8 protein-coding genes are annotated in these 15,993 nt (G+C 61.5%); 3 read left to right on the top strand and 5 right to left on the bottom strand.

Annotated features, from left to right (window positions below):
* The first annotated feature begins 81 nt into the window (after positions 1–81).
* On the top strand, positions 82–1,923 hold the full coding sequence (locus tag NW842_RS12955) for an NFACT family protein (RefSeq protein WP_414418187.1): 1,842 nt from the start codon (positions 82–84) through the stop codon (positions 1,921–1,923).
* Between the two features lie 47 nt (positions 1,924–1,970).
* On the opposite strand, the gene NW842_RS12950 is transcribed toward NW842_RS12955, so the two are convergent.
* The 5 genes from NW842_RS12950 to NW842_RS12930 all read right to left on the bottom strand — a co-directional run bounded on the left by NW842_RS12950 (position 1,971) and on the right by NW842_RS12930 (position 13,409).
* Positions 1,971–6,782, bottom strand: a complete 4,812-nt coding sequence (locus NW842_RS12950; protein ID WP_414418186.1) for an alpha-2-macroglobulin family protein — start codon at positions 6,780–6,782, stop codon at positions 1,971–1,973.
* Positions 6,783–6,854: 72 nt separating this feature from the next.
* A complete protein-coding gene (locus NW842_RS12945; protein WP_414357726.1) occupies positions 6,855–8,081 on the bottom strand; it encodes a type II secretion system F family protein in 1,227 nt (408 codons plus the stop codon).
* Between the two features lie 196 nt (positions 8,082–8,277).
* Positions 8,278–9,420, bottom strand: coding sequence for a type IV pilus twitching motility protein PilT (locus tag NW842_RS12940; protein ID WP_414352159.1), 1,143 nt, complete (start codon positions 9,418–9,420; stop codon positions 8,278–8,280).
* Between the two features lie 131 nt (positions 9,421–9,551).
* The gene (locus tag NW842_RS12935) at positions 9,552–11,615 is read right to left on the bottom strand and encodes a GspE/PulE family protein (RefSeq protein ID WP_414418185.1); all 2,064 of its coding nucleotides are present in this window, start codon (positions 11,613–11,615) and stop codon (positions 9,552–9,554) included.
* A gap of 156 nt (positions 11,616–11,771) precedes the next feature.
* Positions 11,772–13,409, bottom strand: coding sequence for an acetolactate synthase large subunit (locus NW842_RS12930; RefSeq protein ID WP_414373873.1), 1,638 nt, complete (start codon positions 13,407–13,409; stop codon positions 11,772–11,774).
* A gap of 178 nt (positions 13,410–13,587) precedes the next feature.
* Here NW842_RS12930 and NW842_RS12925 point away from each other — a divergent pair, with 178 nt between their 5' ends.
* Together NW842_RS12925 and NW842_RS12920 are read left to right on the top strand one after the other, a co-directional pair.
* Complete coding sequence (locus NW842_RS12925) at positions 13,588–14,640, top strand: dipeptide epimerase (protein WP_414373808.1); 1,053 nt, start codon at positions 13,588–13,590, stop codon at positions 14,638–14,640.
* Positions 14,640–15,701: a DUF1611 domain-containing protein gene (locus NW842_RS12920; protein ID WP_414418184.1), complete on the top strand. Its 1,062-nt coding sequence runs from the start codon at positions 14,640–14,642 to the stop codon at positions 15,699–15,701. Before NW842_RS12925 ends, NW842_RS12920 begins: the two co-directional genes overlap by 1 nt.
* The last annotated feature ends 292 nt before the right edge of the window (positions 15,702–15,993 follow it).

The raw sequence follows: 15,993 nt of genomic DNA, 5'->3' as shown, positions 1-15,993 counted from the left end.
TGGAAACAAACAGAATGCTATCGCTGCATAGTTGAACAGTGATGTTCAGCAGTGTTCAGCGTAAATGTATCAGCAACAGGGATGCAGCCCGTTGATCTGACCACCCTGCGCGCTGTGCTGGCAGATCTAGCCCAGGCTAAGACAGGTCGGGATCCAGTGTTGCCTGCCCGCGTGGAATGGATCCAACAGACCGATCTGTGGACGGTGATCATCGGTTTGCGCACCCTCACTGCCCGTCCCTGCCTGCTGTTGTGCTGGCATCCTCAGGCGGCCCGTCTCCACCTCTGTCAGCCTCCTCCCAAAGAGCCGGATGGCTTTCAATTTAGCCAGTTCCTCCAACGGCACCTGAAGGGTTTGGCTCTGACGGAGCTGGCTCTGCTGGAGGATTGGGAACGGGTGATTGACTTGCGCTTTGCCCCTCGGCCCGGGGATCCCCCTTATCGCCATCTCTACCTGGAGGTGATGGGCAAGCACAGCAATGCCATTTTGGTGGACGAGGCGGGCATGATCTTGGCCAGTGGCCATGGGGTAAGCGAGCGCCAATCGCGAATCCGTCCAGTGCAGCCGGGCCTGCCCTACGAGGCTCCTCCGGCCCTAACCGACCCGATCCCGCAGCGATCCGAGCCCTTTTCCTGGTGGCAAGAGCGCGTCGCCCTGATCCCTGGCCCCATCGGCCAACGGCTGTTGCGCTGTTATCGCGGCCTCAGTCGGCATTTGGTGGAAGCGATGTGCCATCAGGCTGGGATCCCGCCGCAAACCCCCACCGATCACCTCTCTGCCCAGGATTGGCAGGCACTGTTTGCCAGGTGGCAAGACTGGTTAACCCGTCTGGAAACCGGCCAGTTTGACCCAGCTCCCACTCCCCAGGGATACACCGTTCTCGGCTGGGCAAGCCCTCCCGTCAGCAGTGCCGTTCGCGTTGGTGGGACGGAATCCCTGCAACAACCTTCTCGACTCAATCTGCACCAACTTCTGGAAGGCTACTACCAGGCTCAGCTTAACCGCGAACAGTTTGAGCGAGAGCGCCACCGTCTGCTGCAAAGGGTATCCACCCTGCTGAAAAAGCTCTATCAGCGGCGAGAGCAATTTGAGGCAATGCTGGCCGACTCCACCCAAGCGGAAGCCTCCAAGCAGGCTGCCGACTTGTTGATGGCCCACCTCCACCTCTGGCGGCCAGGGTTGCATCACATCGAGCTGCCGGATTTTGCCAGCGGCCAGACGGTCAAGATCCCTCTCGACCCCGAAAAAAATGCCATTCTCAATGCCCAAGCCTACTACCGCAAGCACCGCAAACAAAAACGGGCCCAGGATGCTATCCGGCCCCTACAAGAGGCGCTTGGCCAAGAGATCCTCTACCTCGAGCAGGTGGAAGCGTCTCTACAGCAGCTGGAAACCTATCGGGATCCCCAAGACTTGACCACCCTCAAGGAAATTGAGACCGAGCTGATTGAACAGCGCTACTTGGAGAGTCCCACTCGCAACAGCGGGACAGAGTCTCTGCGGGCGAGCTCAAAACATGCCTCACCGGCAACCTTCAACCCCCACCGCTTTACCAGCCCCAGTGGCTTCTCCATTTGGGTGGGGCGCAACAACCTGCAAAATGATCAGCTCACCTTTCGCGTGGCTCAGGAACACGATTGGTGGTTTCATGCCCAAGAGATCCCCGGCAGTCATGTGCTGCTGCGCTTGCCCCCCGGGGCTGTAGCAGAAAGCGAAGATCTGCAGGCGGCTGCTGATTTGGCGGCCCATTTCAGCCGCGGTCGCCTCAGCGAACAGGTGCCGGTAGTCTACACTCGCCCGAAACTGGTGTTCAAACCCAAGGGATCCCCGCCCGGCATGGTCGTTTACAAACAGGAGCAGGTGCTTTGGGGGCGGCCCAGCCATGCGCAGCTGCTCATTGCGTCAGCCCTTGGGCCACACTGACGCAACTGGTCACTTCGTTTCTGGCCAAGTGGGCAGGTTCGAGGCATTCAAGGGAGAACTTCGAGGGAGTAAGCGGCGCTGCGGCCATAGCGGCTGGGGTCGTACATTTCTTCGGCCAAGGCAGGAGCCACCTGGAATTGGCCGGGGATCTCCGGACGGAAGAGATAGACAAACTCATGGCGACCCTGCTTGAGCTCGGTGCTGAAAAAGGCCACGCGGTCATCCCGATTCTCTTGGCGGGTCCAAAACCAGTCCCACCAGTAGTCTGGGGCCAAGCCGGTGAACTCTCGCGGATCCTGGGAGGTGATCTCGGCGCCGCTGGGCAGGGGATCCTCGACCACCACGTAGTGGCTGTCCCGCTCGGCTTCCACCGTCAACCGGGCCAGGAGGATTTCTCCGGCCCTTACTGTGTCGCCAGGGCGCAGCGGCTGCTCTCGGTAGCGGATCTCCCCGTTGGGTTGGAGCTGGGGCTGTAGGCGGAAGTAGCTGCGGCTCACCACAAAGCCTTGGGCTTGAGAGGGCAGAGGGTTGGGGACGAAGGCTTCTCCCCTCAAGCTGTAGTAAAGGGGGCCGGGGCCGGACTTTTCCAGGCGCAGGCTGCTCAGGTTCCCCACTTCTGCGTCAGCCCAATCCAGCCCATAGCGGGGATCCCCAGCGCCGGCCTGCCAGCGACCGAGAAGGGATCCGGTTGTCCCATCCAACACCCGCACCTCGCCGGGGCTGGGAAGCTGCTGCTGCTGGGCCTGGTAGTAGGCGGACAGGCCGAGGAGAGCATCGGCGGTGGCTTTGGTGGTGCGCCAGCGGTTGTTTTGCCGCTGCTGGAGAAGGGCATCGGCAATCTGGGCAGCCCGGTCATCCTGCAGCCGAACGGCCAATTGCAGTAGGGGGCCGGCCACCTCCATGTCGTCGTAGGTGGAGCGCTCTTGGGTCGCACGAGTTGGAGCAGCCGGGATAAACCAGCGCCCTTGGGGATCCTGTTGCCGCCGTTGCAGGGCCTGATCCAGATCCGCCTGGGCAGTGTTCCCTTGGCCCAGTTGCAGGGCGGCCAGCCCTCGGTAGGCCAGGCCAAAGGTGGAGAGCCGCTCCGGCGGCGGCAGGTCGGCAGTCACCAAAGCGGGATCCCAGAGGGCCAGGCTGTAGGCGACAAAAGCCTGCAGATCCGGGGAGAGGGCTTGTGGCTGGGCCAGTTGAGCGGCCAGATAGTCCAAGGCCTGCCGCACCTGCCAATCTTTGAGGGCATAGCCGGCGGCTTGGGCAAGATGATATCCCTGCAGGATGTATCCGGTCAGATAGGGGTTGCTCCGGTCATGGGCCCACCAGCCCCAGCCCCCATCGTAGTTCTGGGATCCCTCCAGTCGCTGCAAGCCGGATCGAAGCACTCGAGGCAGCCGCTCCAGGGTTTGCGAGCGCAGGTTCAAGCCCAACTGCTCGCTGACTTGGGCGACGGCTAGGGCGGGCAAGAAGCGACTCAGGGTTTGCTCGGTGCAGCCGTAGGGGAACTTCACCAGGTAATCCAGCGGCCCCAGCAGGGTTGCTGCCGGGCTAGCGGCCAGTTCCAGGTGAAGCTGCCGGGATCCCGGCACCCAGGTGGCGGGCCAATCCAGCGGCAACTCCAGACTGCCAGACTCCCCTTCACGCAAGCCAGACGGGGTTCCCAGTTGGCCCACTTGGGAGAAGCGATGCGCCGCCCCAAAGGGCTGGCTGGGGATCTGCAGTTGCAATGCATCTTTCAGCCCATTCCCTTCCGCCCAGACCCGCAGAGAGGTATCTCCGGCCCCCAGAACCTGGAGAGGCCATTCCACCCGCCCCGCTCCTTGGGCCGGCACGGTGAGGCGTTGTCGTTCCGGGCCTTGCAATTTCAAGATCCCACCGGCAGGAACAGGAACTTCCAGCCGCACCTCCACCGCTTGGGCTTGACCCGTGCGGTTTTGCACAATGGCCGCCAAGGTGAGCTGATCCCCCACCCGGAAAAAGCGGGGAGCGGCCAAGCGCACCAACAGGTCTTTGCTAACCGAGACTGTGGCAAGAGCGGATCCCACCTGGGTGTCGGCAGTGGCAGCGCGGGCGGTCAAGCGCCAGGTGGTCAGGTTGTCGGGCCAACGCACCTGTACCTGAGCCAGGCCATCGGCATTGGTGACCAGATCCGGGAACCAGGCGGCGGTATCGCGAAAGTCTTCCCGCACTTGGCCGGCCAGCTTGTCAGCACCGCCGGGATATTGCTGAGGGAAAGAGGTAGTGGTGGTAACTTGGTTGTACTGGCGCCCATAGAAGAAGCGGCGAATATCCGGGGTGAAGTCGGGTCGCAATAGGTAGAGGGCATTGTCCACAATCCCTAGGCCCACCTCGGCGCTCACCGGCTGTCCCTGGGCGTCGCGGGTGCGGATTTGGATTTGGGCGGTCTCGCCCGGTCGATAGGTGGGCTTATCGGTTTGCAGCTCCACCTGCAAAAAGCGATCCAAGGGGGAGACCCGCAGCAGGGCCTCGCTTCGGTACAGCCGCCGCTCTGGGCCGATGGCAGTGGCAGTGACGTAGAGATTGGGACGATAGTCGCCGCGGATGGGCAGCCGCAGCGTGGCCGTATGCCCCTGGAGACGCAGCACCTGCACCTGGTGCAGCCGGGATCCCTCAATGCCCACCAGCACCGCCACATCCGGCAGCGGCGAGACTATCAGGATCTGGGCCTCCTCCCCCACCTGGTAGATCTGCCGATCCGCCACCACTTCCAGGCTGGGCAGGGATCCCCAACTTTGCAGGGGGCTGCCCGGCTCCACTACCCAGAGATAGTCCACCTCCTGCACCCGTTCGCGCCAGCGGTGCAGAGCACTTTGACGGCGGGGATCCCATGCCGTCAACCGCACCCGGTAGTCTCCCGGCTCCAGGTCGGCGGGCAAGCTGAGGGTGAGGCTGCCCTCCCCGTTGACGATCTGAAAAGGTTGCCGCAGCAGGGTATCTTGCCGTTGGTAGGTGCTGCTCTTGGGATCCCAGCGCCAGCGCTCCAGGCTCAGCTCTCCGGTGGCGCTGACGGGGCGGCCATCGTAATCGCGGGCTTGCAGCCGGTAGGTGAGGGTATCCCCCGGAGCGGGCAGGTGGCGGTTCACTTCCGCAAACAGAGCAAATTCGCCAGCCGTGACCCAGGCCCTCGCCGTTCCGGTCACGGTGCGACGGCTGATATCGGTCACCTCCACCTCGATGCGCAACTGCTGCACCTCTTGGGGGCCCCAGTAGCTGTCTTCTTCCCAGTTGAGATCCTGCAGCAGGCGATCCAGGCGAAACTCCGCCCGCCCTTGGGCATCCGTCACCCCTTCCCCTTCCGCCACCAACTGGCCGTAGCCGCCGTAGTAGCCCTGCTCCTCTCCCAGGTCGTCGGCGAAATAGTCTTCCTCGGCAGAACGGGGCAACAGCCCATAGCGCAGGCTCCAGTCGGGGCTGCTGTAAACTCGGTAGCGGAGCTGGGCAGCGGCCACCGGCGCGCCGAAAAGATACTCGGCCTCCACCTGCACCTTCAGGGATCCCCCCCGCACCAGCCAAGGTCGGTCGGGCACCACCGCCACCTCAAACTCCGGCTTGCGGTAGGCTTCCACCTGAAAAGAGGTGTATTCGCCGCTGGATCCCTGCGGCCCTGACACCTGCCACTCCAGGCCGTAGCTGCCCAGGGGCGCCTCTTCCGGCAGTTGAAACTCCCCATAGACACTGCCAAAAGCATTGGTGGCCAGGGTTTGTTCGCTCAACACATCCCCGTTGGGGGCCGTAAGGGTCAGTTGCACTGCTTGTCCTACCGGGGGCGGCGTGAGGCGGGTTTGCTCTCGCACCAGGGCGCGGAAATAGACGGTTTGGCCAGGGCGGTAGAGGGGACGATCCGTGTAGGCGTAGATCCGGTGGGGCTGGTTCCAGCCATAGGCGTAGCTGCGGGACAAAGCCTGCAGGGTGTTGTCGGCACTGCGGCCATAGACCACCAGGGAAGAACCCTCTCTCGCCGGCAGGCCAAAGCGGGCTAGCCCCTCTGCATCGGTGGTGGCCGTCAAGGGATCCCCCCACTCCCCGAAAACTTGGATCTGGATCCCGGCCAGGGGACGCAGCTCCCGCAGGTGCACCGCCTGCACCACCAACTGGCTGGCATCCTGCTTCTGGATGAGGCCGAGATCGCTCACCAAAAACCAATGGTCGAAACGGGGCAAGGGTGCAGCCGCATTCAGCGGCTCCCGGCCCTCCGCCTCCACCCAGTAGGCCCCCGGCGGCAGGATCCCCAGCTCCAAGGTTTGGGCTGTCCACCCCTCTCCCGCTCGTCGTGGCACCGGCTGCTGCCAACTGCGCACAAGCTCCCGCCGCAGGGTGGGATACAGAGCCGGATTCAGGGAGCCATAGCCAGCATCCGCCAAATCCCGCAAGAGAGGGGATCCCTGCAGCTCTGTCAGGGAAAAGCGATAGAGGCTGAGCTGCACCGAGCCCAGGCTGGTGGCCCGCCACTGCAGCCGCGCCGGTTCTGCGGTCGTAAACACCTGGCTGGTGCTGTAGAGATAGAGACCGGGGGGGACAAGCTGAGGGCGCAAGGTGGGGATCCGAACCGTTGCCCCCTCCCGCACCAGAACGGATCCCTGGCTGCCCACCGTTTCCAGGCCGGATCCCTGCACCGTCACCTGGTATTCCCCAACAGGCAATCGATCCAAGCGATATTCGCCATCTGAGGCCAAGCTGGCGCTGCGCGTGACCGGGCCGGCTGCAATGACCTGCACATCCCCAGGCGGAGCCTCTGCCGGCAGCTCCACCCGTCCCGCCAGGGATCCCGTCGGCTGTTCGGAAAGCAAAACTGCCAGCCCCACCCCCAACAACAGCACCAGGGCCGCTAACCATCGCCTCAGCATGGGATCCCTTTCCTTTGTTGCTCCTACCCTGTGCCCTGGCCGCCCTGGGGGTTCAAGGGTCAGCCCAATCCACTACTTCACCAACTCGAACACGTTGAACATGGGCAGGTACATGGCCACGATAATGCAGCCCACCATACCGCCCAGGATCACGATCATCAACGGCTCCAGCAGGCTGGTGAGGGCGCGTACCGCCTCCTCCACCTCCAGCTCGTAGAAATCCGCCGTCTTCATCAGCATCGCGTCCAGCTCCCCTGTCTCTTCCCCCACGCTGATCATCTGAATGGCCATGACTGGGAAGACCTTGGCCTTGCCCAGAGCAGGGGCAATCTGCCCTCCCTCTGAGATGGATTGGCGGGCGGCGTCAATGGCGTTGGCCACCACCTGGTTGCCGGAGGTGTCGCGCACAATTTCCAAGGAAGTCAGCACCGGCACCCCGGAGCGGGTGAGAGCGCCAAAGGTGCGGCAGAAGCGAGCCACCGCCGACTTCTGGATCAGATCCCCGAAGAGAGGGAGCTTGAGGGCCAGCGCGTCGATGGTCTCCTTGCCGGCAGGGGTGCGGTAAAAGCGCCGGAAAGCAAAATAGACGGCCCCTAGAAAGCCCACCAGCCCCAAGCTGTACTGGGGCGTGCGCAGGAACTTGCTGATGTTGATGAAAAACTGGGTAAAGGCGGGCAGCTCCCCACCCAAGTCGTTGTAGATGCTCTCAAACGTGGGCAAGATGAACAGCACCATGCCCAAGAAAATCAAGACAGCCAAGATCGTCACCACCACCGGGTAGGTCATGGCTGATTTGATCTGCTTCTGCAGGCGATCCATGTCCTCCAGCAGCTTGGCCAGGCGGTTGAGCACTTCGTCCAGCACGCCGCCCACCTCCCCCGCCTGCACCATGCTGCAGTAGAGGCCGTCGAAGGCGTCGGGATAAGGGCGGATGGAGTCGGAGAGGTTTTTCCCCGCCTCCACCTCCGCTCGGATAGCCCTCAGGTACTTTTTGAGTTTGGGGTTGCCGGTTTGCTCCTCCATGATGGTAAGAGAGCGCACCATCGACACGCCGGCGTTGATCAAGGCAGCAAATTGCCGGGAGAACACTGCCTTGTCGCGAATGTCGATGGATCCCAGCATTGAGAAATCGAAAGACGTATCCAAGGAAAAGAAGGGTTTCTCCTCCTGAATGTCTTCCTGTTTGGCAAAAATCCCGTCTCGGCGCAGCCGTGCACGAACTTCGGTCAAGCTGTTGGCCACCACCGTCAGGCGTACCGGCTGACCGGCCTTTAACCCCCGAACCTTATAGCGCGGCATGGCTGTACCCCCGGCTAGATCGCTCTAAATAACGAAATGGCTTTAAATGTTTCGCAGGTGCAAAAGAGAAGTCAGCCCAAACCTTGGGCAGATCAACAATCTCTCAGCTAGAGCTTAGCCACAAATCAAGTCAGCGGCTAGAGATCGGCAATGAACCCTCACCCGGGGATCCCTGCGCGCCTGGTGGCAACGAGGTTTAGCGACGGGTGGCAACTGCTGGTGGCCGCTGTTGCTGGGCAGCCGCGGCTGGCGAGGGCCCGGTAACGTTGCCCAAAAGCCGTTGCAACTCCTCGGGGCGAGAGGTCTTAGACATGGCCGTATCGAAGTCGATCTTGCCCTGTAGGTAAAGGTTAGCCAGATCTTGCTCCAGCGTTTTCATGCCCTGCTTGCCCCCCGTCTGGATAGCCGAGTAGATCTGGGCAGTTTTGCCCTCCCGAATCAGGTTGGCAATGGCCGGCGTCACCACCATGATTTCCTGCACCAGCACCCGTCCAGGCTCTCCTGGCTTGGGATTGAGGCGGCGGGCCAGAGTTTGGGAGAAGACGGCCTTGAGGGAGTTGGAGAGCTGCACGCGAATCTGCTGCTGCTGCTCGGGCGGAAACACATCCACCAAGCGATCCACCGTCTGGGCGGCAGAACTGGTGTGTACCGTGGCAAAGCAGAGGTGGCCCGTCTCGGCGGCGGTAATGGCCAACTGGATGGTCTCCAGATCCCGCATCTCCCCGATCAGGATCACATCCGGATCCTCCCGCATCGCTGCCCGCAGGGCATTGGCAAAACTCTTGGTGTCTTCCCCCAGTTGCCGCTGGTGGATGATGCTGCGAATGGGGGTGTAGATATACTCAATGGGATCCTCGATGGTGAGGATGTGCTCGGCCCGTTCGCGGTTGATCATGTCGATCATGGAAGCCAGCGTAGTCGATTTGCCAGATCCCGTTGGGCCGGTTACCAGCACCAAGCCCCGCGGCAGGCGAGCTGCTTCCTTACACACATCCGGCAGGCCCAGCTTGTCGATGTTGGGGATCTCAGAAGCCAGGGCCCGCATGGCGCAAGCATAGGTGCCGCGATCGCGGTAGACGTTCACGCGGAAGCGCCCGATCCCGCGCACCCCGTAGGAGCAGTCCAGTTCCCAGTTTTGCTCCAACTGCTTGCGCTGGTTATTGTTCAACATGCTGAAGATCAGCCGCTGCACCTCCTCTGCGGAGAGAGGCTCATGCTCTGTCGGCTCAAGGTGACCATTGATGCGGAAGTAGGGGGGCAAACCCGCCGAGATATGAATGTCGGAACCGCCCTTTTGGACGATTGCTTCCATGAGGTCTTCGATCATCAGTTGGGGCATAGGGTTGGGTTCTCCAAAGGCGAGTAGAACTGTCTATCAAAAGAGCCGCCGGCCAAAGCCATGTGAGAAAGGCAACTGTATAGGACTGTTATAGTCGGCACCCCAACATCGTCAAGTGCCAAGCCGACTTCCTAAAACTTCGGGGTCAGGCAATAGGGGCAGTCCATCCAGTCCACATGCAAGGCCGCGCCACAGTTGCGGCAGGTGCTGAGAGCCTTGGCACGGGCCTTCAGCTCGCTTTCCAGACCCTTGTCGGTGAGGGTCACCCGATCCACCTCCTCCAGCGTGGTGAGGCCCTGCTTCACCAGCATCAAACTGTAGGCCAGCAGGGTTTTCATGCCACTTTCCACCGCCGCTTCTTTGATCACCTCCGTGGGGGCCTCTTTGTTGATCAAGTCCGCAAGGCGGTCGTTCATGCGCATGAACTCGTACACCCCTACCCGACCTTTGTAGCCCACGCCCCCACACTTCTCGCAGATGGGCTTGCCGGTGGCCTTGCGCTGCTCCACTTCTTTGGGGGAGAGCTTGTTGGCTTTGTAGAAGGTGAGCTGCTCGCCGTCGCCACTGAGGGTAAGGCCATAGCGGGCCAGCTCCTCCGGCGTGGGGTGGTAGGGGATCCGACATTCGGTACACACCCGGCGCATCAAGCGCTGGGCCAACACCCCCAGCAACGAGCTGGAGATCATAAATGGCTCGATCCCCATCTCCGTCAGACGGGCAATGGCGCCAGGGGCATCGTTGGTGTGCAGCGTGGTCAACACCAAGTGGCCCGTGAGGGAGGCTTCGATGGCGGTTTTGGCCGTCTCGTGGTCGCGGGTTTCCCCCACCAGGATGACATCCGGGTCTTGCCGCAAGAAGGCCCGCAGGATCATGGCAAAGTCCATGCCCTTTTCTCGGATCACCTGCACCTGAGTGATCCCCGGCAGCGAGTATTCAATGGGATCCTCGGCGGTGCTGATGTTGATGCCCGGGTCGTTCACCTCCGCCAGGGCCGAGTAGAGGGTGGTGGTTTTCCCGGATCCTGTTGGCCCAGTTACCAGGATTAGGCCAAAGGGTCGCTTGACAATCTCCTTGAAGCTTTCCAAGGTCTCTGGGTCGGTGATCAGCTTGTCCAGCCCCAGTTGGGTGGCGGAGTTGTCCAGGATCCGCAGCACGATCTTTTCCCCATAGCGGGAGGGCAGGGTGCTGACCCGAAAGTCCACCTTGCGCCCCTTGAAGACCCGCCGAATCCGCCCATCCTGGGGCATGCGCCGCTCGGCAATGTTCAAATTGGACATGATTTTAAAGCGGGCAGTGAGGGCGGGGACGATCTTCTTGGGAAAGTTTTCAAAAGCCTGCCGCAACACCCCATCTTTGCGGAAGCGGATGCGCAGGTATTCTTCTTGCGGCTCGATGTGGATGTCAGACGCCCCGTCCTGCAGGGCCTTGACCAGGATCTGGTTGGACAGTTTAATAATCGGGGCATCATCTGCCGATTTGACCTGCTGCTCCAGGGATCCCTCGCCGGCCTCATCGGCAGTCACATCCTCGATGCTGTCCAGATCGATTTCGGCGGTATTGACCACCACCTCTTCTTCCTGTTGGGCAGCAGCCGCGTCGTTGATCCCCTTGATGGCCAGCAGCTCCGCCTGCGCATCCATGTAGCGGTTGATCAGGGTCTCGAAATCCCGCTGGGTGAAGACCCGCCGCTGCAGCTTCAGCCCCTGGATGCGGAAGCGCCGTTGAATGTCGTCCAGTGCCTGCAGGTTGTCTGGCTTGACCATCGCCACCGTCACCTGATTGTCTCGACGGCGAATGGGCAAGAACTTGTAGCGGTTGCAGATGTCGAGGGGCAAGATCGAGTCGATCAGCCCAATCATCTCGGAGATCTCCACCGGCTCCAGGTCGACATCCAGGGAGGGGATCCCGTAGATAATTTTGAGTTCAAAGAGCTGCTGCCGTTTGTAGGCCCGCTCCAGGTCAGGGGTGATCTCTTTGCCCACGATATCCTTGACCACCAGAGCCAGGGCCTTGCTGTTGCCCTCTCGATCCGCTTTGAGAGCGTTTTGGATGTCCTGGATCTGCTTATCGTCGGCAAAGCCCAGCTCCTTTAACTTGCGGCCAAAGGGGGTAATGCTGACGTTGGCGATGGCCAGAGCTTTGCTGGCAGCGCCGGCGCGGCGCGAGGTAAAGGGAGGGGAAGGAAGATCGCTCATGCTGGCGGGTCACCCACAATGCCTCTATTTCACTGCACTTGGCTGCTAAGGGTCAACGGTAAAGATACATAAGTCTGGACTGCCCAGATGCCGCCAACCCTGGGCTTACTATGCCCCAACTCGGCTCAAATCTCGCATTCACATCCATCTCGTCCCCTAAGCCTCGCAGACCAACGCTTGCGACCGCTGGGTTAGGTAAAGGTTTTCGCCGTAATCGACAGGGCAGTCGATGAGGGTGGGCACCGGCTGCTCGAGGGCCTGCTTCAGGATGGGGATCAGCTCGGCAGCCTTTTCGACACGGTAGCCCTTGAGGCCCATGCTCTCCGCCAGCTTGACGAAGTCTGGATTGCCGAACTTGACGAAAGCAGCCTCGTTGTATTGATTGTGTTGCTTCCACTCGATCAGCCCATAGCCGCCATCGTTGAAGATGAGGGTGACAAAGGGAGTGCCCACCCTGAGGGCAGTTTCCAGCTCTTGGCAGTTCATCATGAACCCTCCATCTCCGGTTACGGCCACGATGCGCCGGTCGGGATGCACCAGTTTGGCGGCCAAGGCCCCCGGAATGGCGATGCCCATGGCGGCAAAGCCGTTGGAGATGAGACAGGTGTTGGGTTTGTCACAGTGGTAGAGGCGGGCCATCCACATCTTGTGGGCGCCGACATCGGAGATGACGATGTCTTCCGGTTGCAGGACTTGGCGCAGGTCGTAGATCAGCTTTTGGGGCTTGATCGGGTAGCTCTGATCTTGGGCATAGCAGGTGTACTCGCGGACGATGTTCTGCCGCAGGCTGATGCCATAGGGATCCGGCTTGCCCGTGCGATCGCAGCGGCGCAGGATCTCCATCAGGGAGTCGGAAATGTCTCCCACCACCTCCACTTGCGGAATGTAGCTGCTGTCGATTTCTGCGGGCAGGGCAGCGATGTGAACGATGGGGATGGTGCCGTCGGGGTTCCATTTCTTGGGAGAGTACTCGATGAGGTCGTAGCCGACGGCGATCAACAGATCGGTTCGGTCGAAACCACAACTGACCAGATCCCGCTGCTGTAGGCCAACGGCCCACAAGGACAAGGGGTGGGTGTAGGGGATCACTCCTTTGCCCATGAAGGTGTTGACCACGGGGATGTTCAAGCGGGTGGCAAATTCCGTGAGGGCGCTGCTGGCTTGGGCGCGAATGGCCCCATTGCCGGCCAAAATCAAGGGGTTGCGGGCGCGGGAGATCAGGGACGCCGCTTCGTTCAGGCTTTGATAGGAGGCGTAGGTTTTGTCCAGGCGATCTCTCCTCAAGGGAGTGCCGCTGGCTTCCATGGCGGCGATGTTTTCCGGCAAGTCGATGTGGACGGCCCCGGGCTTCTCGGTTTGGGCCAATTTGAAAGCCTTGCGCACGATCTCCGGGGTGATGCTGGGGCGCACGATCTGGGCATTCCACTTGGTGACGGGGGCAAACATGGCCACCAAATCCAGGTATTGATGGGATTCGATGTGCATGCGGTCGGTGCCGACTTGGCCGGTGATGGCCACTAGGGGTGCTCCATCCAGGTTGGCATCGGCAACTCCGGTCATCAGGTTGGTGGCGCCCGGCCCCAAGGTGGAGAGACACACCCCCGCTCTGCCCGTCAGCCGGCCATAGACATCGGCCATGAAGGCGGCCCCCTGTTCGTGGCGGGTGGTGATAAAGCGAATTGAGGAGCGGCGCAGGGCTTGCAGGACTTCCAGGTTTTCTTCGCCAGGAACGCCGAAGATGTACTGCACCCCCTCATTTTCCAGGCAGCGAACCAGCAGTTCGGCGGTATTCATGGTGGCAAGGGTATGGAGAACGGTGGATCTGGATCCCACCATAGACGGCGGACGGGGCAAGGGATAACTTGTTTTCTGGGCTTGGGGACGGGGGCAGGCTGGGCTGGGAACCAAGCTAAGCTCAAAGGGGCGGCCCAGGCCCAATTGCCCCTCCAAGCTTCCTCTTCTGGAGATGCCCATGCGGCTCTACGTCGAACCTTTCACCGTTCACAAGCGCTACGCCTTGACCATCAGCCGAGGTACCCACAGCGAGACAACCCTGGCTTGGGTGCGAATTGAGGAGGAGGGAGTTGAAGGGTGGGGAGAGGCTTGCCCTTTTTCGGTGAGCGACGACTACCACCAGTCTCTGGACGACATCCTGATGGGCTTGGACGTGGCCAAAGGGATCCTGCGCCGCCACTCCCCCTGGGAGCGCCAGCCAATTGAGGCAGAACTGCTGCGGGCCGGGATCCCTTCGGCAGCGCGGGCAGCGGTGGATATGGCCCTGCACGATTGGATGGGCAAACGGCTGGGGAGGCCCCTGTGGCAGTTGTGGGGGCTGGATCGCTCCCGCATTCCGCCCACGACGATGACGATCGGCATCTCCACCCCGCAGGCGGCCCGCCAGCGCGCCTTGGCCTGGATGGAACAGACCCAAGCGCGGGCCTTTAAGATCAAGCTGGGCAGCGGCTCAGGACTGATGGCGGATCAGAACATGCTGATTGCTGTACAAGAGGTGATCCCGCTGGGATCCCTGATTACAGTGGATGCCAACGGCGCTTGGACGGTGGAGCAAACCCTGAGCATGAGCAACTGGCTGGCGGGGCAAGGGGTGAGCTACCTGGAGCAGCCTTTGGAGAGGGGGCAGGAAGCGAAGCTGATCACCCTCTGGCACGAGTCGAAGCTGCCCATTTTTGTGGATGAGAGCTGTATGGACAGCCGCGATATCCCCCCTCTGGTGGATCGCGTCCACGGGATCAACATTAAGCTGATGAAGTGCGGAGGCCTCAGCGAAGCCTGGCGCATGATCCACACCGCCAAAGCCCACGGCCTACAGGTGATGTTGGGCTGCTACAGCAACACAGCTCTGGGGAATACAGCGGCAGCCCACTTGGCTCCCCTGGTGGATTACCTGGACTTGGATAGCCACCTCAACCTCATCGACGATCCCTTTGCCGGGGCCATCCTGCAGGAGGGCTGCCTGCTCCCCACCGACCGACCGGGTTTGGGGGTAGAGCTGCGGGAGGAATAATGGGAAGGCCGGAATCCCTGTCCAGCGAAAGTCGCGTGGCCATCCTGCTCCACGGGGGATTGCTGGGGGAGCATGGGAAAACGGGGCTGGGGCTGCTGCGCTACGGCTCCTTCCCGGTGGTGGCGGTGATCGACCGGGAGCAGGCGGGGGGATCCCTGGCCCATCTGACCGGAATAGCCAAAGACATCCCCATCGTGGCCTCGGTGGAGGAGGCGCTGGCCTACCGGCCTGAAGTTCTGGTGATTGGGATTGCCCCTTCAGGGGGGCAGTTGCCGCCAGCATGGCGGGAGGAGTTGGGCCTGGCCCTGCGAGCTGGCCTATCTCTGGTGAATGGGCTGCACACGCCTTTGGCCGAGGATCCCCAGTTTCGGCAGTGGTTGCAGCCGGGGGCCTGGATCTGGGATATTCGCCGCGAGCCCCCCAACCTGTCGGTGGGGAAAGCCCTGGCCCGCACCTTGCCCTGTAAACGGGTGTTGACGGTGGGCACCGACATGAGCGTGGGCAAAATGTCCACCAGCTTGGAGCTGCACCGGGCCAGCCTGAGACGGGGCCTGCGCTCCCGCTTTTTGGCCACCGGGCAAACCGGGATTCTGATCGGCGGCGAGGGGATCCCTTTGGATGCGGTGCGGGTGGACTATGCCAGTGGGGCGGTGGAGCAACTGATCATGCGCTATGGCTCTGACCACGACATTCTGCACCTGGAAGGTCAGGGATCCCTGCTCAACCCCGCCTCTACGGCCACCTTGCCTCTGTTGCGTGGATCCCAGCCCACCCACCTTATCCTGGTACACCGCGCCGGCCAGACCCACATCAAGGGGATAGACTACGTGCCCATCCCGCCCTTACCCAAGGTGATTGAGCTGTATGAACAGGTGGCGGCAGCTGCCGGGGCCTTTGCCCCCGCGCCCGTGGTGGGGGTTGCCCTCAATACCTTCGGCTGGGAGGAAGAAGCAGCCCTAGAGCAGATCCGCCGGGTGGAAGCCGAGACCGGACGGCCCTGTACGGATGTGGTGCGTTTTGGGGCGGATCCCTTGTTGGAGGCAATTCTGGCGGCAGGATAACTCAGTTTGCAGACAGCGGATCCACTCCCATTGTCCATCTGGGAAAAACTCATCATCTTCAACAGGTGAGCGATTCAGATGGTTCCCGGTGCCGTTGTCTTCTCTGAGATGCGATCTCCTCAGCCAGGTATTCTCGATCCAAGTCGCTCCCATTGGCCGGGGGCCAGGAACTGGGCTTGCTCCGTGTTCAGAGAAGAGCATGACTCTAGTCAATAATACTGAAAATAATGTATAATATGTTCAGTACGGATTACTACCAGTTGATCTTTCTGTTTACTTTCGAGTCTGCCAA

Source organism: Synechococcus sp. R55.4 (assembly GCF_047461935.1).
Taxonomy (GTDB): domain Bacteria; phylum Cyanobacteriota; class Cyanobacteriia; order Thermostichales; family Thermostichaceae; genus Thermostichus.
This window is presented reverse-complemented; position numbering and strand designations above follow the sequence as displayed.

What these genes read in the sequence shown, in the direction of transcription:
- NW842_RS12940 (WP_414352159.1), bottom strand. Translation starts at nt 9,420, where the DNA reads ATGCCCCAACTGATGATCGAAGACCTCATGGAAGCAATCGTCCAAAAG.
- NW842_RS12950 (WP_414418186.1), bottom strand. Translation starts at nt 6,782, where the DNA reads ATGCTGAGGCGATGGTTAGCGGCCCTGGTGCTGTTGTTGGGGGTGGGG.
- NW842_RS12920 (WP_414418184.1), top strand. Translation starts at nt 14,640, where the DNA reads ATGGGAAGGCCGGAATCCCTGTCCAGCGAAAGTCGCGTGGCCATCCTG.
- NW842_RS12930 (WP_414373873.1), bottom strand. Translation starts at nt 13,409, where the DNA reads ATGAATACCGCCGAACTGCTGGTTCGCTGCCTGGAAAATGAGGGGGTG.
- NW842_RS12925 (WP_414373808.1), top strand. Translation starts at nt 13,588, where the DNA reads ATGCGGCTCTACGTCGAACCTTTCACCGTTCACAAGCGCTACGCCTTG.
- NW842_RS12935 (WP_414418185.1), bottom strand. Translation starts at nt 11,615, where the DNA reads ATGAGCGATCTTCCTTCCCCTCCCTTTACCTCGCGCCGCGCCGGCGCT.
- NW842_RS12945 (WP_414357726.1), bottom strand. Translation starts at nt 8,081, where the DNA reads ATGCCGCGCTATAAGGTTCGGGGGTTAAAGGCCGGTCAGCCGGTACGC.
- NW842_RS12955 (WP_414418187.1), top strand. Translation starts at nt 82, where the DNA reads ATGCAGCCCGTTGATCTGACCACCCTGCGCGCTGTGCTGGCAGATCTA.